This is a genomic window from Pseudomonas sp. P4_D7, assembly GCF_056401755.1.
Map to the genome: position 1 here is coordinate 1 of NZ_JBFUIR010000063.1, position 22,919 is coordinate 22,919.

20 protein-coding genes are annotated in these 22,919 nt (G+C 56.8%); 9 read left to right on the forward strand and 11 right to left on the reverse strand.

Annotation, left to right across the window (positions count from 1 at the left end; genetic code table 11):
• From AC1DVF_RS26055 to AC1DVF_RS26095, 9 genes are all read right to left on the reverse strand, one after another.
• Positions 1-1,376, reverse strand: a 1,376-nt coding sequence (locus AC1DVF_RS26055) for a hypothetical protein (protein WP_477783385.1), incomplete at its 3' end; no start/stop codon positions are given.
• Between the two features lie 259 nt (positions 1,377-1,635).
• On the reverse strand, positions 1,636-2,586 hold the full coding sequence (locus AC1DVF_RS26060; protein ID WP_477783386.1) for a hypothetical protein: 951 nt from the start codon (positions 2,584-2,586) through the stop codon (positions 1,636-1,638).
• A gap of 134 nt (positions 2,587-2,720) precedes the next feature.
• Entirely contained in the window at positions 2,721-3,026 is a 306-nt protein-coding gene (locus AC1DVF_RS26065) for a hypothetical protein (protein WP_477783387.1), read from the reverse strand.
• A 32-nt stretch (positions 3,027-3,058) separates the two neighbouring features.
• Complete coding sequence (locus tag AC1DVF_RS26070) at positions 3,059-3,472, reverse strand: hypothetical protein (RefSeq protein ID WP_477783388.1); 414 nt, start codon at positions 3,470-3,472, stop codon at positions 3,059-3,061.
• Positions 3,473-3,522: 50 nt separating this feature from the next.
• Positions 3,523-4,131, reverse strand: coding sequence for a His-Xaa-Ser repeat protein HxsA (hxsA, locus tag AC1DVF_RS26075; protein WP_477783389.1), 609 nt, complete (start codon positions 4,129-4,131; stop codon positions 3,523-3,525).
• Positions 4,128-5,363, reverse strand: a complete 1,236-nt coding sequence (gene hxsC / locus AC1DVF_RS26080) for a His-Xaa-Ser system radical SAM maturase HxsC (protein WP_477783390.1) — start codon at positions 5,361-5,363, stop codon at positions 4,128-4,130. Before hxsC ends, hxsA begins: the two co-directional genes overlap by 4 nt.
• Positions 5,363-6,850, reverse strand: a complete 1,488-nt coding sequence (gene hxsB / locus AC1DVF_RS26085) for a His-Xaa-Ser system radical SAM maturase HxsB (protein ID WP_477783391.1) — start codon at positions 6,848-6,850, stop codon at positions 5,363-5,365. The genes hxsC and hxsB overlap by 1 nt, the downstream gene beginning before the upstream one ends.
• Positions 6,847-7,146, reverse strand: a complete 300-nt coding sequence (hxsD, locus tag AC1DVF_RS26090) for a His-Xaa-Ser system protein HxsD (protein ID WP_477783392.1) — start codon at positions 7,144-7,146, stop codon at positions 6,847-6,849. The genes hxsB and hxsD overlap by 4 nt, the downstream gene beginning before the upstream one ends.
• A gap of 347 nt (positions 7,147-7,493) precedes the next feature.
• The gene (locus AC1DVF_RS26095; RefSeq protein WP_311995651.1) at positions 7,494-8,408 is read right to left on the reverse strand and encodes a LysR family transcriptional regulator; all 915 of its coding nucleotides are present in this window, start codon (positions 8,406-8,408) and stop codon (positions 7,494-7,496) included.
• A gap of 270 nt (positions 8,409-8,678) precedes the next feature.
• Between AC1DVF_RS26095 and AC1DVF_RS26100 the strand changes: the two genes are divergently transcribed.
• The 4 genes from AC1DVF_RS26100 (at position 8,679) to pgm (ending at position 14,914) form a co-directional block, all read left to right on the forward strand.
• Positions 8,679-9,701, forward strand: coding sequence for a zinc-dependent alcohol dehydrogenase family protein (locus AC1DVF_RS26100; protein ID WP_016983050.1), 1,023 nt, complete (start codon positions 8,679-8,681; stop codon positions 9,699-9,701).
• 547 nt (positions 9,702-10,248) lie between these two features.
• On the forward strand, positions 10,249-11,715 hold the full coding sequence (locus AC1DVF_RS26105; protein ID WP_460128899.1) for a hypothetical protein: 1,467 nt from the start codon (positions 10,249-10,251) through the stop codon (positions 11,713-11,715).
• A gap of 49 nt (positions 11,716-11,764) precedes the next feature.
• Positions 11,765-13,165 (forward strand): aminotransferase-like domain-containing protein, encoded by a 1,401-nt coding sequence (locus AC1DVF_RS26110; protein ID WP_477783393.1) that lies wholly within the window; start codon positions 11,765-11,767, stop codon positions 13,163-13,165.
• Between the two features lie 105 nt (positions 13,166-13,270).
• On the forward strand, positions 13,271-14,914 hold the full coding sequence (pgm, locus tag AC1DVF_RS26115; protein ID WP_320336713.1) for a phosphoglucomutase (alpha-D-glucose-1,6-bisphosphate-dependent): 1,644 nt from the start codon (positions 13,271-13,273) through the stop codon (positions 14,912-14,914).
• A 72-nt stretch (positions 14,915-14,986) separates the two neighbouring features.
• Here the strand turns inward: pgm and AC1DVF_RS26120 are convergent, their stop codons facing one another.
• Positions 14,987-15,682, reverse strand: coding sequence for a pirin family protein (locus AC1DVF_RS26120; protein WP_093431306.1), 696 nt, complete (start codon positions 15,680-15,682; stop codon positions 14,987-14,989).
• A 277-nt stretch (positions 15,683-15,959) separates the two neighbouring features.
• Here AC1DVF_RS26120 and AC1DVF_RS26125 point away from each other — a divergent pair, with 277 nt between their 5' ends.
• Positions 15,960-18,434 (forward strand): UvrD-helicase domain-containing protein, encoded by a 2,475-nt coding sequence (locus AC1DVF_RS26125; RefSeq protein WP_477783394.1) that lies wholly within the window; start codon positions 15,960-15,962, stop codon positions 18,432-18,434.
• 50 nt (positions 18,435-18,484) lie between these two features.
• On the opposite strand, the gene AC1DVF_RS26130 is transcribed toward AC1DVF_RS26125, so the two are convergent.
• Positions 18,485-18,757, reverse strand: a complete 273-nt coding sequence (locus AC1DVF_RS26130; protein WP_038367758.1) for a DUF1652 domain-containing protein — start codon at positions 18,755-18,757, stop codon at positions 18,485-18,487.
• Between the two features lie 263 nt (positions 18,758-19,020).
• On the opposite strand from AC1DVF_RS26130, the gene AC1DVF_RS26135 reads away from it, so the two are divergent.
• From AC1DVF_RS26135 to AC1DVF_RS26150, 4 genes are read left to right on the forward strand one after another with little or no spacing between them, the layout of a single operon-like run.
• Positions 19,021-19,836 (forward strand): helix-turn-helix domain-containing protein, encoded by an 816-nt coding sequence (locus AC1DVF_RS26135; RefSeq protein WP_093431311.1) that lies wholly within the window; start codon positions 19,021-19,023, stop codon positions 19,834-19,836.
• Between the two features lie 52 nt (positions 19,837-19,888).
• Positions 19,889-21,295, forward strand: a complete 1,407-nt coding sequence (locus AC1DVF_RS26140) for an NAD(P)/FAD-dependent oxidoreductase (RefSeq protein WP_460128892.1) — start codon at positions 19,889-19,891, stop codon at positions 21,293-21,295.
• Between the two features lie 42 nt (positions 21,296-21,337).
• Entirely contained in the window at positions 21,338-21,682 is a 345-nt protein-coding gene (locus tag AC1DVF_RS26145) for a cupin domain-containing protein (protein ID WP_477783395.1), read from the forward strand.
• 58 nt (positions 21,683-21,740) lie between these two features.
• Positions 21,741-22,826: a polyamine ABC transporter substrate-binding protein gene (locus tag AC1DVF_RS26150; RefSeq protein WP_077572997.1), complete on the forward strand. Its 1,086-nt coding sequence runs from the start codon at positions 21,741-21,743 to the stop codon at positions 22,824-22,826.
• The last annotated feature ends 93 nt before the right edge of the window (positions 22,827-22,919 follow it).

Sequence of the window (22,919 nt, forward strand, 5' to 3'; positions counted from 1 at the left end):
CATATAGTGAAGTCGAAGTTAAAAATATTATGAATTAGAAGGAGGTGTGAGTTCTCGTTGGTGCAGTCGTATATTCCTTTTCTTTTAAGTATCTCGTCGAGTTTTCCTTCCTTTAGTGCAAGTCGAGCGTCAGTCAGTTGTCGAAGGCCTTTATTTATTTTGTCGGTAACGAGATGGTCAGTATCGCCAAGGATATAGGCTCTGCCGCCTGTTCGCAGATATTTAACCTGAGTAAAATAATATTGGTTTCGCTTTATGTCTTTGATTATCAGGTCTACGTCAGGGTTAAGATTTTGGTCCCCGATTTCATGAGGTACAAAGCCTTCAAATGCGCAGTAATTTTTCTTAATGTCTTCACGGGTGAAATAGTCAAACACACACCTTTTTTCGAAAAACATCCCAATTTCATGGTTTAATTTCTCGTCAGAAATCTTGTTGGCGAGATAATTGATTGTATGCCGAAGCTGTATTGTAATGCTGGGGTTAGTAATGGATACTCCTTTACTGGTGACATCRAACACCCGGTCAGGTCTTGGCTGTTTTTCCGAGAATTCTTCGATTTTTTGAATTTCGTCTGTTGTTATACCAATCTTGCTGATGAGCTGATTGGGTGCGTAATTCAATTCGTTCTTGATCTGACACCATGAGCAAAGAACTGCAAGCTTACACAGCTTTCTAGCCCATTGTATGCTTGGAAGGCTTTGAATTTTATATGGTAGTTCCCCTTCGGGAACAAAAAATATTTTATCTGTAAGTTTTTCGCCCAGCGCCTTTATAACCAAAGGGAACATGGAGTTCTTATCGAAGCCTAAAGGAATCATGTCAAGATAAGCTATGTTGGCTGCGCAGCTATTTTGCTCCCATTGATTAGCAAACCACTTTCGATGCAATTGCTTCGTGACTTCATGGGAGGATGGTCTGACTTCGATTAAGTTACCCTGCTTTGTCGCGGATGCGGTTTTTGATAGCAGAAGAAAAAGCACCTCGCTAAGAAAGTAAAACCTAATAATGTCATACAGGCCTTCATTCGGCTTTGTGCCGTGATATTCATTTATTTTAAAAGAGTCAGAAATCCTGTCTAGTTGCATGTTGATACCATCGCAGGCTTTAATGGTTAGCGCTTGTTTGAGTGGCTCTGAAAGGCTGGTCTTTAAGAGTTTGTATTCTAGTGGCCTAGGCTTTGCTGTGGTGTTTTCAAGGGTTAATGGTCCACTATTCGCTAGATCGGAATGAATCTGGCCCAGTGAAGGCAGTAACTTTTCTCTAAGCCTGTTGAACTCACTAGCCAGAGTCAGCGTTTCCTTCGAAGGATGAGAGTCAGGTTCATGAAGGGTTTTCTCAATGTAACTTATTGGGTCAAAGTCGAGCGGATGCATCATCATTCGCCGCAATGTCTTAATTTGTCCTATTGGTAGTCCATACCAGATCAAAGCCTTTCCTCCACTGTCTTTTTGAAGCCGTTTATCTGTATCGGCGGTTTTTTGGGTTTTGGAGGTTCAGGGCTGGAAGATGCAGATTCCGCCGCTTAAGCTCTTCTATGCCCCTGTAAGAAATGGATCGGTGGAGAGCCACTGATGCGCCTTGACTCATCCACTGATGTCTCAAGCTGCCGTCCTGCTGGCTCGGCAACCAGGCCTAACGCAGCATCGAGTCAGACTTAGTCTCTGAAGCAGCGCTGCTGAGCAGCCAAATCAGCGCAGGGGATTGCTTGACGTGTTCTGCCATGGTTGTTATTGCAACCTTGAGAGGCGGAATAGTCGACACGACGACATCGTAATTCTCGGCAGGCTGTAGACGAACGCCAATGATGACACTTTTGTCTTCTTGTTCGCGGGCGTAAGCGATAAAGCCATTCTCCAACGGATGCACATATTCTCCAGTCCGCACGCCGGGATAGTTAGGGGTCTTGTGGAAATCACTTCGTAGTGCAATGACTTTGGTCACGGCCTTGAAGGCCGGACTGAAGTTGTCGGTAAGGTAGCCGTAGCTCATGGCAAATAGCACGCTAATGATCAGTGCCCCTGCACCATGGAACATGATCATACTGCGCGATTGCTTGAATTTAGCTTGAAAGCCGAGGAGCGCGGCCAAGCGGGTCATATGTTGCCAGGCTGCTTCGAATGGCAGGCTGATCATCGCGATGACCATGATCAGCACTGCTGTCAGACCAAGGAGTATTGCCACCACAAGCAGCCACGATGGAATGTAGAACAGCAACGCGAGAAAGCCGACTGTCAGATCAAAACTTTGAGGGGGCAGCCCTAACGTCTCGGCAACCGCGAAACGCGCGCATGCTGTGGACATCAGCAGTGCAAGCAGATGCATAATGATGATGGGCGTTTTGGCGAATGGCTTATCCCATGCTGTATGGAGCCAGCGGGCGAAAGGGATGCACCAGGCAATGAATCCGCAGATTATCAATGCAGCCGCGACCGTCGTCCCGATGGTAAGCGCGGATATGCCCGTGTATAGGGAAGCTGCAATCGTGATGAGGTACGTAACTACCGAGGCGAGATAGAACCGTTGGGATACGGAATATTGCTGGAATTTGGCGAGCAGTTTTGCTTTCAGAGCTATCATTTTCATCCTTGAACTTCTTTTCAGTGCTTCTAAAATCCATGCGGATAGAAATGCTTGGCCGCCTTGATGTACGTCTTGTTCTGCCAGTTGAGGTGGATGACCCCGTGGCGGCCCATCAAACCACCACGAGTTCAGCTTATTTATGTGGGCACGAATGGCGAATCAATCGGCTGGCAGACAATTCGCCACATCCCGCGTACGCCGTCTTCGACCCAACTGCCTTCCAGCACATTCGAGCCTTCGAAGCGGTGCAGCGTTGCTCTGCCGTCGAAGCCTTCTGCTTGCAGTTCGTAATGCCCCGGGCCTTTTGCCTGGCCTCGGTATTGCCAGGTCTGCCCCGCGTCGTCATAGGAGACGGTGATAAACTCGATGTCGATCGTAACCTTGCAGGGTTGATCGAACGACGCGGCACTGCTGGGGCGGAAGGTGTCCATTTTGGCGTACATGTTGGCGTCCTTGTAAAGATATCAGGAGCGGTTCAGGGCAGCAGCCAAGTGCTGTTTGGGGTGGTTGACCGGATGCCGACTGCCTGGCACTGCTCCAGAATCGGCAGAATGTAGGTGATGTTGGTACGGCCCGGCTTGCCTTCTGCTCTGTAACGAGCCGCCTGGCAAAGTGGGCCGGCTTTTTCGTACGTATGGTTGGAGCTGATTTCCACAGCTTGCGCTTGGCCGAAATGATTGTTACCGGCGAGGTAGTCCAACGTTTGCTGAAAAGCTGTTCGAGTCAGCGCCAACTGCGAGTCTTCCGATCCGGCCTCAATCACAACGCGATTTGCATCAACGGTCGTGATACGGAAACGGGCGCTACGCGACGGTGTTTGCAGTTCCTTGCCTTGCAGGCGGCTGATCAATGCCCAGAGAGTGTTGTCGACTTGAATGATGTGCTGCATGGGATAATTCCTTCGTTGCTGAACGGACGCTAGCTTTAGCCTGAAGCGACTTATGGAATCTTGATACCCAACGCATTCAGCGATGGCGTATCCATCCGGCCATTCACGGTCAGCCCACTGTCCATCTGAAAGGCCATCAACGCACCACGTGTCGCCTTGCCCATCACCCCGTCAATGGTGCCTTGGTAATACTGGCGCACCATCAGCGCGGTCTGCACACGGGTGACCAGGTTGCTTTTCTGCTCATTGGTCGCGCGGCTCTTTGAAGTGCTCGAACTTGTCCCGCTGGTAGTGCCAGACGACTGATAAAGGCTGTTGCTGCTTGACGTACTGCTCGAAGCACCCGGCGCGCTGTAGCTTCGGGTACTGGTAGCGGGTGGGCTGTAGTAGCGAGGTGCGCTATAGCCACCCGAGCCGCTGTAGTGAGAACTGTGCGAACTGTGGGATCGGTGCGAACTGTGCGAGCGATGTGCCGCATAGATGTTGACGGTGTCTGACGCATTGAGCGTATCGGCAAATACCGGGGGCTGTAGCTTGTCGTTGGGTTGCCAGTTCGCATCGGCGAGCGACAGATGGCCCGCCTGTGCCAGGGTGGTACCTGCCATTGGCAGCAAGCTGATCCCACTGATCAGGACTTTCCAGCGGTCGAGCAATTTCACTGTGCACTCCTTGCATAGGCGCTAAAGGCCTCGGTCGATAGTAGTTGTACGCCGCGGCTCTGCCAGCGGTCGGTGTGGGATCTGAAGAAGCCAGAGCAATGTTTGACGGCAGCGCATTGCTGGCAGGTATCGATGAACAGGTTCTTCCAGTCCGAGATGCTCTGGCGGGCGAAACGCGAGAGGTGGGCCGGGATCAGGCACAGGGGCAAGTTGTAGATCGAAACCGGCACTCCGCGGTTGAACAGGAAATACACGGCCTGGCTCAACGACTCTTGATAGTCCAGCGGGTCAACCCACAGTTCTTCGTAGTTCTTCCTGGCCAGGCCGGTACTTTCGATACCCATCAGCGCAACATGCCGCACGAAGGGCAGGTTCCTGAACACGTAGTGGGCGAGTTCGGGCAAGCGTGGCGTGGTCAGGCGATTGAGCACCACGCGTATTTCGATGATCTGGTTGGCGCGCGCCAGGTTGTAAAGACCTTGCAGGGTTTCGCTGAACGCGCCTGGAGCCTGCACCACATGGTCATGGTCTTCGGCATTGTCGGCATACAGCGGGATGCCCCAGCTCAACTGAGGGTGGCCGATGGCAGAGAGCGCTGCGATCCAGCTCGGGTCTTGGAACAGACGCCCGTTGCTGAGCACATGAATGGATTTCTGCGGCAAAACGGCTTTGCACTTGGCCAGGATTTCGAGCAGGCCGTCGCGATAAAGCGTTGGTTCTCCGCCGCTGATTCCCAGATTTTCCTCGCCCGGGTCCATCAGGTCGATCAGCCGTAGGTTCTCCTCGATGTGCCAACGGTCATCGATATCTTTGGGCGGCTGCGAGCACATCAGACAGAGGCTGTTGCAACGATCAGTCATGAACAGCAGGTTGCTGTCTGAGCCTCGTCGATAGAGCACTCGCACCATCGCGTTGCCTGGTGTGATGGCAATGACATCGCCGGGCTGCACGACATCCGCATCTTTAGGGGTGTGCAGGTGTGGCCGCGCGCTGTCGAAGTCGCCGATCAATGGCTCCGGGATCAGGAATCCACCCACTGGTAATGAGAGCAGATGCGGGCTCCGTAGCCGTTCTTCGTTTGGTAGCCAAAGCAGCAGGTCACCGAACTCAGCGCTTCCGGCACAAACAGCCAGGCCTTGTTCGATGAACTCATCCAGAGTGATGACCTTGAGCAGTTTCGGCTCATTCAGGTGATGGATTTCGAAGTGGGTATCTTTGCGCAGCATCGCCATCAGCCCCTGTAACCCGGGAACCGGACATCGTTGTAAGAGCGCCTGTTCAACCAAGACAGCAGTACCCTCTGCACGTTGTCGTCGCCATCGCAAAGCAGGCCGAAAAGATGCTTCAGCAGCCCCATGTTCTTCTTGCAGAAGCTGCTGAACACTCGGTGTCCGATCGGGTCAGCTTGGCGGGCATAGTGTTCGACGGGGTCAGCACCACAGTACGGGACAAGTGCGCAATCGGAGCAGCCCGGCAGCGCCTCTGCTACACCACTGGCGAGCAACACATTCATAACGGGCGATGCGAGTAATTCAGACAAGGGTTGCTGCACGGTGCCGAGCCTCAAGCCGTCTTCACCCATCTCCAGCAACATTCGGGCTTCGTCCGAGGGATAGACGTAACCGTCATAGTTGTAGACCAGCGCCGCAGTGCCTGCGCCAGCGGGGGAGCGCAGGTCTACATAGCCGGAGGAGAAGGGTGTCAGGATATTCTTCAGCAACAAGCTCGCATAACTCTCTGAGAGGTATACGCCCTGTTGGTTGATATGCAGCAAATAGGCCAGTGCCTTCTTGTAGAAGGCCAGGTATCGCTCAATAGGGTAATCAAGTCGATGGGCACTCTTGGTGGCAAACCCATAAGGGCTCAGAGGCCGAAGTGAGATGCTGGAGAATCCCTGGCTTACATACTCATCGATGATCGCTTCAGGTTGTTCGAGGCTTCTTGAAGTCAGCGTGGTCAGCGCGGAAATTGCATCATGGCCAAGGCGCTCACGGACCCACTGGATGCCTTTTACAGTGCGTTCGTAGGAGTCTCGTGACGGGGTAGGGCGGTTGGCATTGTGCAAGGGCGCCGGCCCATCGAGCGAGGTCGAAAACTGGATGTGATTTTGTTCTGCGAAGTCGAGCATTTCCTCCGTCAGGTGGTGCAGCGTGGTGGTGATGACGAACTGGATATCCCGTTGTTCGACCACGTTCCGTTCAACGACCCATTCGACAATCTGGCGGACGCGCTCGAAGGCCAGAAGCGGCTCGCCACCCTGAAACTCCACAGTCAGGGCGGGAGCGTTCGATTCGAACAGGCGATCGACCGCCGCCTGTGCATCCGCTTCCGACAGGTCGTGGCCGGATCCTCCCAGAGGGGCCCGCGACACTTGGCAGTACTGGCAGGTGTGGTTGCAGCGCAATGTAACCACGAACAAGTGCAGTGCAGGGCCCTGGAAGAGGAAGTCCTTGCGGCTGCGATACTGCGCGGCCATTTCCGGGAACGGGTCGTGGCGACCTGGTTCGTAGATGAAGTGGCGGGCCAGCAGGTCCTTGTAAAAAGGCGTACCTGCTTGAACGTCGAAGTAACTGAGGGCTCGTAATTGCGCGTCGTTCACGTGCATGTACTCACCGGTATCGGAGGTGAGCAGGATGTCACGGTCATGTCCCGTGTTCATGCGCATGAATCGAAAAGGCAGCAAGCGGTAGTGCTTGGCGTCTGTCGCAATCAGTGTCACTGGGAAATTCCACATCCAGCGAGCGCGGCTCGGGCCAGGACTTCGCGCAACCCTGCTGTTTCGCGGTTGATATGGTCGCGTAGGGCGAAGTCGTTCAGATGCTGAAGGATCAGCGAGTGAGCCTGCTCCGGGGAAAGCGTTAGCCTTGCTTCAGCGGGGTGGGCCGTGAGGCTTATCTGATTGGCTTCAATGCCGACCTGGATCGTGACAGTGTCGGCCAGGGAATAAGCGGCGCGTTGCACCACGCTGAGCGGGTAGGCTGCGCTGTCGAGTTTCAGCGTGACTGGCCATGTCATCGGAACCGGTCCTTCAAATCCGTTGGGAACGTGTGGATTTTGCCGGTTGCCGAGGCATTATGCCATCATAATTTTTTACATTTGCACGCATTTGTCCAGCGTGGTGGGTGGTGCGCTCACTACGGCTCGGCCATTGATACGGGGTAGAGCCGAGGGTTCATATCTCCCTCAGTCCACCCATCCTCATCAATAGCCTGCTTGGCATCAGGCTGGGGGCATCCTTTTCAAACCATCCAAAGCATGCCCTCAAATATGCCCCCAATGTAGCAATCCACTGGAAGTGAATAGAGCACCATGGTATGTGGAAAGGCAAAAATGATCACCTGAACAGCCTGTTAGGCGACCCCCTAGAGACTCTCAGGATCGCCAAAAAACATCTGAATCCGCGACCGCAACCACCGCTCACCCGGATCATTATCCTGCGATCCACGCCACGCCATATGCAGTTCAAACGTGCGCGTCGGCAACGGCGGATCTTCCGCCCGAACCCCACCAGCCGCCGTCAGCGCATCCGCCGTGTAATCCGGTACGGTCGCCACGATGTCGGTGCCCGCCAGCAACGTACTCAAACCATTGAACTGCGGCACCGCTAGCACCACATGCCGCTTGCGCCCCAGTTTCTCCAGCTCTTCATCAATAAAGCCACTGAGATCGCCAGCAAACGACACCAGCGCATGCGGACGCGCGCAATAGTCGTCCAGGCTCAACGGCCCCGGCACGGTATCGGCGCGCAGCAATTTTGGCGCGCTGCGGCGCAGGACCTTGCGCTTGGCGTTGGCCGGCAGGTCTGTGGTGTAGCTGACGCCAATGGATATCTCGCCGGAGGCCAACAGGCCCGGCATCAATATGTAATTGACGCGACGGATCACCAGCACGATTCCCGGTGCTTCCGCGCGCAGGCGTTTGAGCAGCATTGGCAGCAGGGCGAATTCGACGTCGTCGGACAGGCCAATGCGAAATACCGAGGTGCTGGTCGCCGGGTCGAATTCGGCCGCACGGCTGACGGCGGTCGAAATCGAATCGAGGGCCGGCGAGAGCAGGGCGAAGATTTCCACCGCGCGGGCGGACGGTTCCATGCTGCGCCCGGTGCGTACAAATAGCGGGTCATCGAACAGGCTGCGCAGGCGCGAAAGGGCCGCACTGATTGCTGGCTGACCGAGAAAGAGCTTTTCTGCCGCCCGGGTCACACTGCGTTCRTGCATCAATGTTTCGAATACGATCAACAGGTTCAGGTCGACACGACGCAGGTCATTACGATTCATCTGGAGTCCTGGCAGAGTCATCAAGCTTGACGAGAGCGGCCATATGAGAACAATGGCCGGCATGAATCTTACGGGGAAAGGCTGGTACTCTGCACCGGAAAATTCAGCTTGAGTGAGACGTTGGCAGCAGTTTTTTCATGGATTTTGCCAATGCCGCCCCTGGTGCGGAATCAATGACAGGCATGTCGACTATTAATAGCCACTGATAGTCTTGGGTCAAAAGCCCAGATAGAGTTCAGGGCATTAGAGGTTACTTTGACGAGGTTTGCGATGTCCCGCACGATCCGTTTTCACAAGTTTGGTCCGGCCGAGGTGCTCAAATGCGAAGAGCATGCGGCCGCTCAGCCAGGTCCTGGCGAAGTGCAGGTGCGTGTCGAGGCGATCGGCATCAGCTGGTATGACACCCTTTGGCGTCAGAATCTGGCCTCGTCTCAGGCGCGACTGCCTGCGGGTCTTGGTCACGAGATGGCCGGTGTGATCACCGCTGTCGGCGATGGTGTCGATGATCTGGCAGTGGGTGACAAGGTCGCCAGCTTTCCGGCTGAGAGTGCGAACGACTACCCGGTCTACGGCGAATCGATCGTGCTGCCGCGTACTGCGCTGACCCGTTATCCGGATGTACTCAGCCCGATCGAGGCCAGCGTGCACTACACGCCGCTGCTGATCGCCTACTTTGCCTACGCCGATCTGGCGCGGGTCAAGCCGGGGCAGTTCGCGCTGGTCACTGACGCCAGCCATTGCGCCGGTCCTTCGTTTGTCCAGTTGGGCAAGGCGATGGGCGTACGGGTGATTGCCGCGACCAAGGAAGCCGAGGAGCGCGAGTACTTGCTGTCGCTGGGCGCTGAGAAGGTCATCGTCACCGAAGAGGAAGATCTGTTGATGCGAATCAACAAGATCACCGACAACCGTGGTGTCGACGTGGTGTTCGACGGTCTCGGCGGCCCGCAGATGTCGCTGTTGGGCGATGTGCTGGCGCCACGTGGCAGCCTGGTGTTGTACGGTTTGCAAGGCGGCAACCAGACGCCGTTCCCAGCCTGCGCAGCGTTCCAGAAGAACATCCAGTTCTTTGTGCACTGCATCGGCAACTTCACCGGCAAGCCGGAATTGGGCATCACTCAGGATCACGTCGCCTTGCAACGTGCCTTGCGTGACATCAACCAGTTGACCGCTGACCGCGTGCTGCTGCCGCTCAAGACGCGTGTATTTCCGTTCAACGAGTTCGTCGAAGCGCATCGTTACATGGACGAATGCCCATGCCGCGAACGGGTCGCTCTGCAGGTCGAACCGGCGTAAGCCCCTTTAATCAGAGTCCGTGGCCCCACGGACTCTTGTGCGTTTATCCTCCCCTGAAAACCGAGCTCCCTGGCGCTATGCCCGGGTCCGTTCAGCAACTGAACTGGTTTTTGCTCTCTATCTGTATCTTCTAATCACAATATAAGCCCTGATAATTGAATGATTACTTTCATCTCAAGGAATGAGCCATGTCTGTGCATTCAATTTGTCCTGTTCGATATAACGCGTCGAAAACCGTTGATCGCGGCAACTTTTGTTTAATTGTTGTAGGGCTATTCGGAAACTGCTTCTCTTTTTCTTGTGCTCACTTGGCGTGGGACCCTGTGGGAAATTTCCTAGGACTGCGCTCCGAAAAAAATATCCCAGCAATTACAGAGGTTTGAGACCGTTTTTGAGCGGCGGAAGGCGCTTTGTCAGTTCAAGTGTTTCAAATAACTTCAAACTTGTAAGTGTTAGCATCTGAGCGTCTATTACTTATTGATCAATTGTCGCTGGGCTGATGTGTCAGTCTGCGCGGCATGAAACTTTTTATACCGGGTAAATACCGATGAGCACGATCCATGATCAGGCAATGAACTATGTCTACCAGCAAGTATTGCAACGTTTGCTGAGTTTCTTCTCGCGCGCAGAGCGCACGGCGCTGCAACTGCTGATCCAGCGACTGGCAGTGGCCGCCGGCGGCATGGAGAACATCGGTCATTTCAAGGTGCTGGTGAACCAGTCAGGGTCGCGCGACAGTTGTTACACGCTGGCGTTATTGCGGGCGGCGCAGTTGACCATCGCTGGCCGTTCACCCGCGACCTTTCAGTTGCGGGTGGCCAACCTGCGCTGGAACGGCAGCAGCCAGGTGTCCCTGCAAAACATGCATCGCAGCTACAGCGCACTGTTCCTGTATGACGATCCCCGGGTAGAGCTGGTGATGGTCGACCACCGCGAGGTATTGCCGTTTGATCACCAGCTACCCATAAGCGAAGCCGGTCGCGAGGCCAACCGTATCAACCTGCTGCTGATCGGGCATCGTCGAACCTGGAACGAACCGCTTGAGCTATGGGATGACGCCTATCTGGCAACTGCCGAGTTCTATGGTCAGGTGGCCCGCTGGAACAATGGCGTCGATGCCATGGTCGGCAGTGAGTCCCCGCGTCGACAGAGCCATTTCCTCGAAGGGCTGGGGCGTGCCGCGCAGAAGGCTGAGATTGCCGCGCCGCCGGGGAGTTCTTGCGGCTTTGAAATGCTGTTTACGCTGCTCGACGGGCTGGGCGGTGATTATTACCGTGAGTTTTATCCCGAAGAGGAGCGGGTGGCGTGGCGTCCGGAGGGTCAATTCGAGGCCTGTCGGCGTACCAGTTTTATCAGTATCAACGACATGATTGTCGGCAAGCTCGAAGAGCGCTGGCCTTTGTTGAGTGATTTTCTAGGGTTTCAGGTTGACGATCTGACGCTTTATCAAGGTGATGACGAACACGTAGAGCCTAAGGTGGCTGCACATTTACGAGGTTTGCAGGCGCAACTCATCGAGGAGCGGAACTATGAGGACGGCGTCGGTGATTACCTCAAACGCAGCCTGATAACGATGCGGCAAAAACAGGTCCCTGAACCGGTATGCGAACAGTTGCTGGCCAGCTTCGACAATTTGCAGGAGCCCGGGAATCTGCGCGCCCAGGCGGAAAGCTCTCTGCTGGCCAGTTTTGAACTGAATGAAATCCAGCTGACGTGCCTGTTGTTTTCACCGTTCATTAACGCGGGGGCCGGACTTGAGCGATTCTTGCGTAATTGTCACCCCGGCATGTTGGTGGCATTGCCGGATCTGCACCGGGCGATGCAGGGCCTGCATGCGCCGGAACAGGTGATGAAATGGATGACGGATGTCAGTGGGCTGCCGGTCAGGTTGATTGTGCGTTTGTATGCAATGGGGCCGGTTCGTATGTCTGCGCCGGGAGAATCGGCCGCGCAGAGTGTCGGTGCGGTTGAGGCGGCGGCCGAGCCGACCGCTGATCGATCGGCGGAAGGTTGATCGTGAGCCGCTTGCCTGGAGATGAACCCATGCCCACGGATACGGGGTTGTGAAGGGGTCGAGGGAGAATGACTTCGTTTATCAGGCGGTTTATCGATACCTGACGCTGCTGATAAATGAGGCGGGGAACGGTGGGGCGGTGCGCCTGCCCTCACTCCGGCAATTGTCTGACCGGCTCAATGTGTCGATCTCGACCGTCCAGTACGCCTACTCGCTGCTGGAAAAGGAAGGCCGCGTCTATTCAATTGCCAAGTCCGGGTACTACGCGCAAGCGCTGCACATGATGGATTCGCCGGATAGCGGCAGTGATTTGCTGGAAACCGTTTACGTCAATGCCAGGCGCCCGGGCATGTGCGTGCTGAGCGCCGATGAGCCAGCCTCGCTACAGCCACTGGACAGCCCGTTATTGATGTTGGAGCGGGAATTGCTGCGTCAGTACCCGCGTCAGCCACATGCGTTGGTGCAACCTTGTGGAGAGCTGGAGTTGCGCACGGTGCTGGCCGCCCGCTACACCTCATCCACGGCCAATTACTGGCGTGCGGATGACGTCTATATCGGCGCCGACCTGCGCGGTGTATTGGAAATTCTGATTTCCGTGCTTGAGTTGCGTCGGGCGACCGTGGTCGTCGAATCGCCCTGTGACTGGGTGATCCTGCGTCTGCTGGAGGCCGCCGAAGTACGGGTCATCGAGTTGCCGTTGCTCCCCGGTGGCATGATTGATCTTCAGCGGCTGGAGTCGGTGCTCAAGAGCGAGACGGTGCGTTTGATGCTTTTGTCGTCAGTGTTGAGCATGCCCCGGGGCAGTCTTCTACCGCTGAGCAATCAGCAGGCAGTCGCGCATTTGCTTGGCCGTCATGGTACCTGGGTGCTGGAAAACGATTGTTACAGCGAACTCCATGAAGGCAATGACGCGCAACGGATGCGCGACTGGCTGGACCCCGATCGTTTAGTGGTGTTTTCCACGTTCGAAAAGTTCGTCGGGGCCGAGGCGCCTTTCGGTTATGTGCTGTCGCGTCATTGGCGCAGTGAGTTGCAGCGGCATTTCCTGTTGCGCGCGTTTCGGTTGTCGCCGATTCGCCAGAAAGCCATTGCCAGGTTGTTGGGGGGAGGCCGACTGGATCAGCATTTATTGGTATTGCGGCGAATGCTCAAGGAGCGTCGTACGCAATTGATCGAATTGTTGCGCGAACGTCTTGGCGATGCGATGCAGGTTGTCGAGCCCGAGGGTGGCGCGACCGTGTGGGTACATTCTCTGCGACCAGTGAACATGGCGCAGGTCTTCCAGCGATTGCTCAGGCAGCAGATCGTTATTGCACCTGGCGAGCTATTCAGCCTGCAAAGCCTGCATGCGCATCATCTGCGGTTGAGCCCGCTGAGCCATGGTGACCATGACCTGGCCAGTGTGGTCGGGCTAATCGGTGACGCCTTGCGCCTTGCACCTGCTGACTAACGTTAAAAAACATCGGGAGAGTCCCGGATAGATCCCATCGCACTGCGGTCAAACTGCCAGTAAACTGCGCTCTATTCCTGAACCACTCTATTTCAGAGGTTTTGCATGACACTCAGTCCTTTTGCGGGCAAACCGGCACCGGCAGAATTGTTGGTCGATATCCCGCGACTGGTGACGGCTTACTACACTGGACAGCCCGACGCCTCGATTTCCACTCAGCGTGTGGCGTTCGGTACGTCCGGGCACCGGGGCAGCTCGTTCGACTTGAGTTTCAACGAGTGGCACGTTCTGGCCATCAGCCAGGCGATCTGTCTGTACCGCGAAGCCCAAGGGATCACCGGGCCGCTGTTTGTCGGCATCGACACCCACGCACTGTCGACTCCGGCCGGCGCCAGCGCGCTGGAAGTCCTGGCCGCCAACGGTGTGACCGTGATGATTGCCGAAGGTGATGAGTACACGCCGACACCCGCCATTTCCCACGCCATTCTGTGCTACAACCGTGGCCGTACTTCGGGTCTGGCTGACGGCATCGTCATCACGCCGTCGCACAACCCGCCACAAAGCGGTGGGTACAAGTACAACCCAACCAACGGCGGGCCGGCCGATACCCACATTACCAAGTGGATCGAAGCCAAAGCCAATGAATTGCTGGCCAACAAGCTGGCTGGTGTGAAGCGCATCAGCTACGAACAAGCGCTCAAGGCCAGCACCACGCATCGCCACGATTACCTGAACACCTACGTCGCCGACCTGATCAACGTGATCGACTTCGACGCCATCCGTGACGCCAAGCTGCGTCTGGGCGTTGATCCGCTGGGTGGAGCAGGGGTGCGCTACTGGTCGGCGATTGCCGAGCATTACCGCCTCGATCTGCAAGTGGTGAACAAGGAAGTCGACGCGACGTTCCGTTTCATGACCGTCGACTGGGATGGCCAGATTCGCATGGACCCGTCGTCCAGCCACGCGATGCAAGGCCTGATCGGTCTCAAAGAACGTTTCGACGTGGCCTTCGCTTGCGACCCGGATCACGACCGCCACGGTATCGTCACGCCGTCCGGTGGACTGCTTGCGCCGAACAACTATCTGGCCGTATCGATCGATTACCTGTTCCAGAACCGCCCGCAGTGGCGTGCGGATGCCGGCGTGGGTAAAACCGTGGTCAGCAGCGGTCTGATCGATCGCGTGGCCAAGCGCTTGGGGCGTCGTCTGTACGAAGTTCCGGTCGGTTTCAAATGGTTCGCCGACGGCCTGTTCGATGGCTCACTCGGCTTCGGTGGCGAAGAGAGCGCGGGCGCATCGTTCCTGCGCAAGGACGGTGGCGTGTGGAGCACCGACAAGGACGGTCTGATCCCTGCGTTGCTCGCCGCTGAAATGACCGCACGCACCGGTCGCGATCCGAGCCAGGCCTACAAGGCATTGACCGATGAGCTGGGCGAGCCGTTCTCGGTACGTGTCGACGCCAAGGCCAATCCGGAGCAGAAAGCGTTGCTGAGCAAGTTGTCGCCTGCACAGGTCACTTCGACCGAACTGGCTGGCGAGAAGATCCAGAGCATTCTCAGCCATGCACCGGGCAACGATCAGGCGATTGGCGGTCTGAAAGTGATGACGGAAAACGGCTGGTTCGCCGCGCGTCCGTCGGGCACTGAAGACATCTACAAGATCTACGCCGAAAGCTTCATCGGTGACGACCACCTCAAGCAACTGGTCGTCGAAGCGCAGGCGCTGGTGGATGGCGCAATCGCCGGCTGATGATGTTGGCGAGCGCATGAAAAAAGGGGCAACCGTGATGGTTGCCCCTTTTTTTGTCTGCCATTCAAGCCATCAGGCCAGATCCACCAAGACGATTTCGCTGTCCTCAAGGGCCGTAACGCTCAGCACTCGCTCCTGCGCTACCGCCACGCCGTCTCGAGCTTGTGCGCGCAGGCCGTTGACTTCAATCAGGCCAGTGGCCGGCACCAGATAGGCGCGACGGCCTTCATCCAGATGATATTCGGCAGTTTCGCCCGCCTTGAGGTTGGCTGCGACCAATCGCGCATCAGCGCGAATCCGCAGGCTCTGGTCGTCGCCGTCCTTGCCGCTGGCCAAGGTGACAAAACCTTCGCGCTGGCCTTTCGGGAACGGTTTGGCCCCCCAGGAGGGCGGTGCGCCGGTTTCCGTTGGCAGGATCCAGATCTGGAAGATCTTGGTGTCCTTGGCTTCCAGGTTGTATTCGCTGTGAGCAATGCCGGTACCCGCGCTCATCACCTGCACGTCGCCAGCTTCGGTGCGGCCCTTGTTGCCCAGGTTGTCCTGGTGAGTGATCGCACCTTCACGGACATACGTGATGATTTCCATGTCGCGATGCGGATGCTGGGGAAAGCCAGTGCCGGCTGCGATCACGTCATCGTTCCACACCCGCAGGTTGCCCCAGCTCATGCGCTGCGGGTCGTAGTACTCGGCGAACGAAAAGTGGTGATGGGCATCCAGCCAGCCGTGATGGGCGCCGCCCAGCGAGCTGAAGGGTCTGAGTTCAAGCATGATCGTCTCCTCAAAAGGTTCGACGCGAGGTGTGAAGGGCGCACCCGACGCGAGACCGGTGGTTTATGACGGCCATCATCTATCAGTCAATAATCGATAAAAAGCGTAAAAAGTGCGGCGTTATAATCGAAGTACTCGATAGGAAATTAGCTGTGAAGCATCTCATCCCACCTTCAGTTCATCGCCTAAACCAATGACCTGAAAGCATTTCGCTAGAACTGAGCGGCAAATACAGACACCATAGCCGCAACAGCCTCACACACTGGAGCCCGTCAGCGTGGCGCAACACACCCCCGATCTTCCTCCCGAACTTCGCCCCTTGGCCGAGATGCCATGGTTCAAACGCCTGGCTGCACGCTTCTTCGGCCACGGTTTGACCCGACTGCGCGCGCAGCACCGTGCGTCGTGGTTGCACGGTCAGGCCGATGGTTTCCGCAGTGGCCACACCGCTGGCGTCGAATATGGCTTTAAGCAAGGCAAGCTTGAGGGGCTGGAAGAGGGCCGGCAGGTGCTGCTGATCCGTGACAGCCGCAACACCGAGCATCGCCCGCCCAGCGTCGACAATCATCTGTTCGATGATTGGCGCCTGCCGTTGACGGCCGAGTTGAAAAAACGCATGAAGGCCGATGTTGCCCGTTTGTTGCCTGAGCATGCTCAGCCAAGTACCGCGCAATGGAAGATGATTTTCAGCGAAACCCCGTCAACCTCGGTGGTTGCCGGCGCGGGCGCGGGTAAGTCCACCACGCTGGTTCTGCGTATTCTGTTGCTCAACCACTATCTGGGTTTTGAGCTGGATTCGATGACCGTAGTGACCTTCACCCGCGAGTCGCGCAAGGATTTCATCAACAAACTGATCGAGCTGTTCGCGCTCTGGGGGCACGCGCTGAACCTGCGCCAGGCACGCGAACTGGTGCGCACCTTCCACTCGCGCATCCTGCCGATGGTGCGCAGCTTGCCGGGTTTCGAGCGCTTGCAGGCCTTTGAAAACCTCAGTCATCGAGTTCAGGGTGCTGAGGAGGAGGTCGACAGTAATCCGTTCGACCTGCGCATCAACGATGCGCAACGTCAGCAACTCAACGCCTGCTATCACCGCTTGTTCAACGAGGACGAGCGTTTTCGACATTTGATTCAGCCACTGTCCCGCGCCGGTTTGCAGCTCAAGGAGCTGGAGCGTGATCACCCGGATGTGCAGAAGCGCGTCGCGGTAACGGAGCTGGCATCGCGGCGCGACGAAGAGCTGTGCGACGCCATCGAAGATCTGTGGTTCCGTGCGGGTGCCTGGCCGATCAAGGGCATTGAGCCGAATCGGCAGAGTTTCGATATCAACGGCGCGAAATTTAATTGTCATGGTTATATTCCGAGCCTGGATGCGTGGGTGGTGCTCGGTTTCGATCCGCGGGAAAACCCGCAGGTCAGTCGGCCAAACGCCAAGCTCAGCGTGCGCGCAGAGTGGGCAGTCAAGCGCACCCTGTTTCAAGCTTTCTGTCGTAAGCCTTTGATCTGGCTTGATAGTTATGAATCATCAAAACGTGTTCTGGCTGCATTGGCAGGCGATGCCAGTGCCGGGCCGGGCTTCGATTACAAGGTCAAGGGTGAGCTGGCTTCCGCGCCATTGCTCGACTGTTTTGTGGCGGCGGCAGGCTTCATCGAGAACCTTGGCCTGGATGTGCCTGACGCCGTCGGTCGCATGAGTTTTGCCAAGGACGACCCGGATCGTTTCTTCTTTGAGGCCTTGAGTCTGTTCTGGCGCGCCTTTGAAGATCATTTGCTCGATCAGAAACCGCCGATCATGACCTACAACCGCATGTTCGCGCTGTTCAGCGAACATTCACCGGAGAACCTCAAGCTGTTGAGCGACGAGTTACTCAGGCCGTTGTCGCACTTGATGATCGACGAATTTCAGGACGTTTCACCACAGATCGTCTCGTGGACTCGCGCAAGTCTGACGGAAATCCGCAGTCGTGGCCCGGCCATGCACGTCGGGCGGGGCGCGCAGCGTTCGTCGTTGCTGTGCGTCGGTGATGACTGGCAGTCGATTTACGGTTGGCGCGGCAGTTCGCCGAGTTATTTCATGGCGTTCGACAAGGAGTTCCCGTCGCCGAGCACTACGCGGGTAATGCTCAGTGATAACTACCGCAGTCACCAGCACATCATTGATGCCGCTGAACATATCGTTCGCGCGGCGCCGGCGATTCCGGGCAAAAAAGCCAAGGCCAGCGGCGCACCCAAGCCGTTGCAACCGGTCAACGTGCTGGAACGCGACGATCAGGCCTTGGGCCAGCGCCTTGCCGAACATTATCGTCAAGGTCATTCGATCTTGATGCTTTATCGAAAAAGCAGCGATAAGTTATTGATTGAAGAGCATATTCAGTCTGTAGTTAATGTTGATTCGAGCTTGCCGTACGAAGCGCGACGCCTGAAGCAACTGACCTACCACAGCGCCAAAGGCTTGCAGGCTGACGCGGTGTTTCTGCTCGGCGATTGCCAGCATCTGACCAGTTCGCCCTACAAGAATCAGGTCTATCGCATGGCGGGCCTGGGCAAGTCGGGCGACAGCGAGCCCTACGACACGGCGCAAAAAGACGAAATCCTGCGCCTGGCGTATGTCGGCATCACGCGGGCGGTCAGCCATTGCTACTGGTATGTCGAACCGCAGGAAGCGCAAGCGGTGAACATGCCCCGGGCGTCCGACCGGGTGGCCAAGGGCAAGCCGTTCTTCATTGATCACCGCACCGCCAAGCAAACCGCGTGAGCACAAAAAAAGCCCGCATCGCTGCGGGCTTTTAGTTTTAAATCATAAGCTTACGCGTAACTCCTGAGAGACTCCGGAGGAACGAACGCTTCCAGTTCGTCCTCCACAGCCTCGATGATTCGCTCGACATCCGCTGCATTCATCACCGTCGCGCACGGGATCCCGGCGATAGCGATCATGGTTTCGCCGCTGGCACGATCGAACAGTCGGGCGATCATACTGCCCGGTGCGTCCATCGTTGCCTCGAAACCCATCGGATGGAAATGCCAGCGCATCAACTGGCATGCGTTGGGAAACGTGACTTTGCTTGACCCTTTATTCATATGTTGCCCGCCTTCTTCATCGAGCGCTTCCGTTTGCTCATGTTAGGTGGGAAGAGCCTTCATTGGCTCAACCGGTGACTGACATTAAAAGTAGCATCCGCATGTGAAATTCCTGTGAGATTTTTCAGTTCATTTTGCGATTGCTTCGCATTTTTTGATGTAAGTCACGGCCTACGCAATCATCGCCAAAACGCCATTACGGATTAGTCATTGAAGCCTGTGGCGAACTTGGGCAAGCTCGGTTTTTTTGCGCCGAGCCTTTTATGCACGCCGACGACGACGGCCCTGAACAGACCCAAGCCACGGCTGCAACGGTCATGCGCTATCACCTGAGCTGGAAACACCGCGACCTCGACAGCGTCATGGCGCTGTATCATCCGGACATTCAGTACAACGATTTCTTCCAGAACCGCGTGCTCGGCCTCAACGAGTTACGCGAGTACGTGCGCGTCAGCATGCCGCGAGAATCCGACGAACTGCTTGAGCATTGCGACCGTATTCGCGTCGACGGCAACACCGCTTTCATTCAATACGAAGTGACCTTGCGCGGCGGCGACGGCCTGGTGTCGTTTCGCTCCAGCGAGGCGCTCACGGTCAGGGACGGGCTGATCTGGCGCGTCAACGAATACGCTTCGCTGGTGCGCACGCAAACGGCGGGCAAGGCCTCGTCAAGTCAGCGCCCGGCAGTCAGTCGCCTGGGCTTGTCGCCGCGTCAGTTGAGTTTTATGGCCGAAGACCTGCAGCAGTATTTCGAAAAGCAACAGCCGTATCTTGATCCCGAACTCGATTTGCAGCGGGTGGCGAAGGAGTGCGGGTACAGCCGCAATCAGATTTCCTATCTGCTCAACCAGGTGCTTGGGCAAAGCTTCTATCGCTACGTCAATCAGGCGCGCCTGCAACATCTGCTGCGCTCGCTCGATAACGCCACGCCGCCGGTGCGCATCGATGAACTGGCTTTCGCTGCGGGTTTCAATTCGTTATCGGCGTTCTACAGCTGTTTCCGCCAGCACACCGGCCAGTCGCCGAAGGCTTACGCCAAACAAATTTCTTTGCGGGCACGCGCGCAAGACATCCACTGAGCACAGCCACTAGGATCGACGCCATCGAAGGTTTTCAGTGGCGGAGTCTTGCATGCCGGCGTGGCGCACTATCAGTTTGTGGATGGACCAACTCGATGAGCCGCTGACCGCGCGGCCCGAGCTTGAGCGAGATCTGGACGTCGACGTGGCGATCATCGGCGCCGGTTACACCGGGCTGTGGACCGCGTACTACCTGAAGAAGCTTGCGCCGGGGCTCGACATCGCGATTGTCGAAGCACAGACCGCCGGTTTCGGCGCTTCCGGTCGCAATGGCGGCTGGTTGATGGGCAACCTGCTTGGCGAGGATCGTCTGCTGGCCGGGTTGTCGCCAGAGCAGCGCCGCGCGTCGTTCGATCTCCTACACAGCATTCCCGATGAAGTCGAGATCGTCCTCGAACGCGAAGGTATCAACTGCGATTACCGCAAGGGCGGCGTGCTGTACTGCGCCGCGCGTTATCCGGAACAAGAAGCCTCTCTGCGCGAGTACTTGGGCAAACTGCACGCCCAAGGCCTGACCGATGACGATTATCGTTGGCTCAGCCCCGAGCAACTGGCGCAGCAGATCCGCGTCGCCAAGCCTTATGGCGGGATTTACGCGCCGCACGTGGCGACCATCCACCCGGCGAAACTGGTGCGCGGCCTGGCGCGCACCGTGCAGAACATGGGCGTGAAGATCTACGAAAACAGTCCGGTCACTCACTGGCAGTCTGGCAGCTTGCGCACCGCCAAGGCCAGTGTGCGCAGCCGCTGGATCGTGCCGGCCGTCGAAGGGTATTCAGTGACCTTGCCACCACTGGGCCGCTATCAATTGCCGGTGCAGAGCCTGATTGTCGCCACCGAGCCGTTGTCTGCCGCGACCTGGGATGAAATCGGCCTCAGCCGTGGTCAGGCGTTCAGCGAATTCAGTCGTCAGGTCACTTATGGCCAGCGCAGCGCCGACAATCGGCTGATCTTCGGCGCCCGTGGCGGTTACCAGTTCGCTGGCAAGCTGCGCCATAACTTTGATCTGACTCGTGATGAAGTCGAGTTGCGCCGTTATCTGTTCGGCGAACTGTTCCCGCAACTGAAAAACGTGCAGATCACCCACGCCTGGGGCGGCAACCTCGGGATGTCCCGGCACTTCAAACCGCACATGCTTTGCGATCGTGCCAACGGCATCGCGTTGTCCGGCGGATATGGCGGGGAGGGCGTCGGCGCGAGCAATCTCGGCGGCCGCACCCTGGCGGACTTGATTCTTGAGCGCGACACCGAACTGGTTCGCCAGCCGTGGGTGCTGCCGGACGGCGGCATTCATGCGCTGCGCGCGTGGGAGCCGGAGCCATGCCGCTGGTTGGGCTACAACGCGATCATCAAAAGTTTCGTCCACGAAGACCAGACCCTGGCCAACCCGGCGACCGCGCCATGGCGGCGCAAACTCGCCAGCCAGGTGGCGGGTTTCATGGAAGGCTTCATGCATTGAACGTCGATTTACTTCAAGAAAGCCCAAAAGACAGGTCAGACCATGAGCATTACCCAGTTTAAAAACACCGCAACCCTGCAACTGGATGAGTCCAACCCGGTGGCCGTGCCCCTCGGCGAGCCGGTGGCGATTGCTTCGACCACCAGCGTCGAGCGCGATGACGGCGTCGAAACCGGCGTCTGGGAATGCACGCCCGGGCGCTGGCGTCGGCAGATCACCGCGCAGGAGTTCTGCCATTTCATTTCCGGGCGCTGCACGTTCACCCCCGACGGTGGCGGCGAAACCCTGCACATACAAGGTGGCGACGCACTGATGTTGCCGGCCAACACGCTCGGTATCTGGGATATCCAGGAAACCGTGCRCAAGAGCTACGTGCTGATTTTCTGATTGTTTGATCCTTTGATTGCCTGCCAACAAAAAAGAAAACCCACACAGGAATCGATCCATGATCCGCAAGACCCTCGCTCTGGCACCGCTGATGCTCGCCGTTTCCCTTGCTCAGGCAGCGGAAACGGTCAAGGTTTACAACTGGTCCGACTACATCGCGCCGGACACCACCAAGAACTTCGAAAAAGAGACGGGCGTGGGGGTCACCTATGACGTCTACGACAGCAACGAAACCCTCGACGGCAAGTTGATGACCGGCAAATCCGGTTACGACGTGGTGTTTCCGTCCAACCACTTCATGGCCCGGCAGATTCAGGGCGGGGCGCTGAAGAAGCTCGACAAGAGCCAGTTGCCGAACTGGAAAAACCTCAATCCGGTGCTGCTCAAAGCGCTGCAGACCAACGACCCGAACAACGAACACGGCTTCCCTTATCTGTGGGGCAGCACTGGCATCGGCTACAACATCGCCAAGGTTAAAGCGGTGCTGGGTGACGATGCGCCCGTGGATTCCTGGGACCTGATCTTCAAGCCCGAGTACATGGAAAAACTGCAGAAGTGCGGTGTGGCGATCCTCGACAACGGCCCGGAATTACTGCCGGCGGCGCTCAACTACCTGGGCCTGCCACACCACAGCAAAAATCCCGAGGACTATAAAAAAGCCGAAGCGCTACTGATGAAAGTCCGGCCATACGTCAGCTACTTCCACTCCTCGAAATACACCAGCGACCTGGCCAACGGCGATATCTGCGTGGCGGTCGGTTTCTCTGGCGACATCCTGCAGGCCGAGAACCGCGCCAAGGAAGCCAAGAATGGTGTCGACATCGGCTACAACATTCCCAAGGAAGGCGCAGCCATCTGGTTCGACATGGTCGCCATGCCGGCCGATGCGCCGGACGAGAAGGCCGGTTACGCCTTCATGAACTACCTGCTGCGCCCGGATGTGATGGCTGGCATCAGCAACTACGTGCATTACGCCAATGGTAACGAGCAGGCGGACAGCCTGATCGACCCGGCGATCAAGAACGACACCAAGGTTTACCCGAGCCCGGAGATGATGGGCAAACTGTTTGCGCTGGAGGCGATGCCGTTGAACATTGACCGGATCCGCACGCGGGTGTGGAACAAGATCCGGACGGGTAGCTAATCACCCAGGCATACATAAATCCCTGTGGGAGCGAGCCTGCTCCGGGCGGCGTTCCGACGAAGGCGATCTGTCATTCAACATCAATGTTGTCTG

Excerpts from the sequence above, each read along its gene's own strand:
- AC1DVF_RS26105 (WP_460128899.1), top strand. The coding sequence starts at position 10,249 with ATGAGCACGATCCATGATCAGGCAATGAACTATGTCTACCAGCAAGTA.
- AC1DVF_RS26130 (WP_038367758.1), bottom strand. The coding sequence starts at position 18,757 with ATGAATAAAGGGTCAAGCAAAGTCACGTTTCCCAACGCATGCCAGTTG.
- AC1DVF_RS26120 (WP_093431306.1), bottom strand. The coding sequence starts at position 15,682 with ATGCTTGAACTCAGACCCTTCAGCTCGCTGGGCGGCGCCCATCACGGC.
- AC1DVF_RS26150 (WP_077572997.1), top strand. The coding sequence starts at position 21,741 with ATGATCCGCAAGACCCTCGCTCTGGCACCGCTGATGCTCGCCGTTTCC.
- hxsD (WP_477783392.1), bottom strand. The coding sequence starts at position 7,146 with ATGACATGGCCAGTCACGCTGAAACTCGACAGCGCAGCCTACCCGCTC.
- AC1DVF_RS26140 (WP_460128892.1), top strand. The coding sequence starts at position 19,889 with ATGCCGGCGTGGCGCACTATCAGTTTGTGGATGGACCAACTCGATGAG.
- AC1DVF_RS26065 (WP_477783387.1), bottom strand. The coding sequence starts at position 3,026 with ATGTACGCCAAAATGGACACCTTCCGCCCCAGCAGTGCCGCGTCGTTC.
- AC1DVF_RS26135 (WP_093431311.1), top strand. The coding sequence starts at position 19,021 with ATGCACGCCGACGACGACGGCCCTGAACAGACCCAAGCCACGGCTGCA.
- AC1DVF_RS26070 (WP_477783388.1), bottom strand. The coding sequence starts at position 3,472 with ATGCAGCACATCATTCAAGTCGACAACACTCTCTGGGCATTGATCAGC.
- AC1DVF_RS26100 (WP_016983050.1), top strand. The coding sequence starts at position 8,679 with ATGTCCCGCACGATCCGTTTTCACAAGTTTGGTCCGGCCGAGGTGCTC.
- pgm (WP_320336713.1), top strand. The coding sequence starts at position 13,271 with ATGACACTCAGTCCTTTTGCGGGCAAACCGGCACCGGCAGAATTGTTG.
- hxsC (WP_477783390.1), bottom strand. The coding sequence starts at position 5,363 with ATGGCGATGCTGCGCAAAGATACCCACTTCGAAATCCATCACCTGAAT.
- AC1DVF_RS26060 (WP_477783386.1), bottom strand. The coding sequence starts at position 2,586 with ATGAAAATGATAGCTCTGAAAGCAAAACTGCTCGCCAAATTCCAGCAA.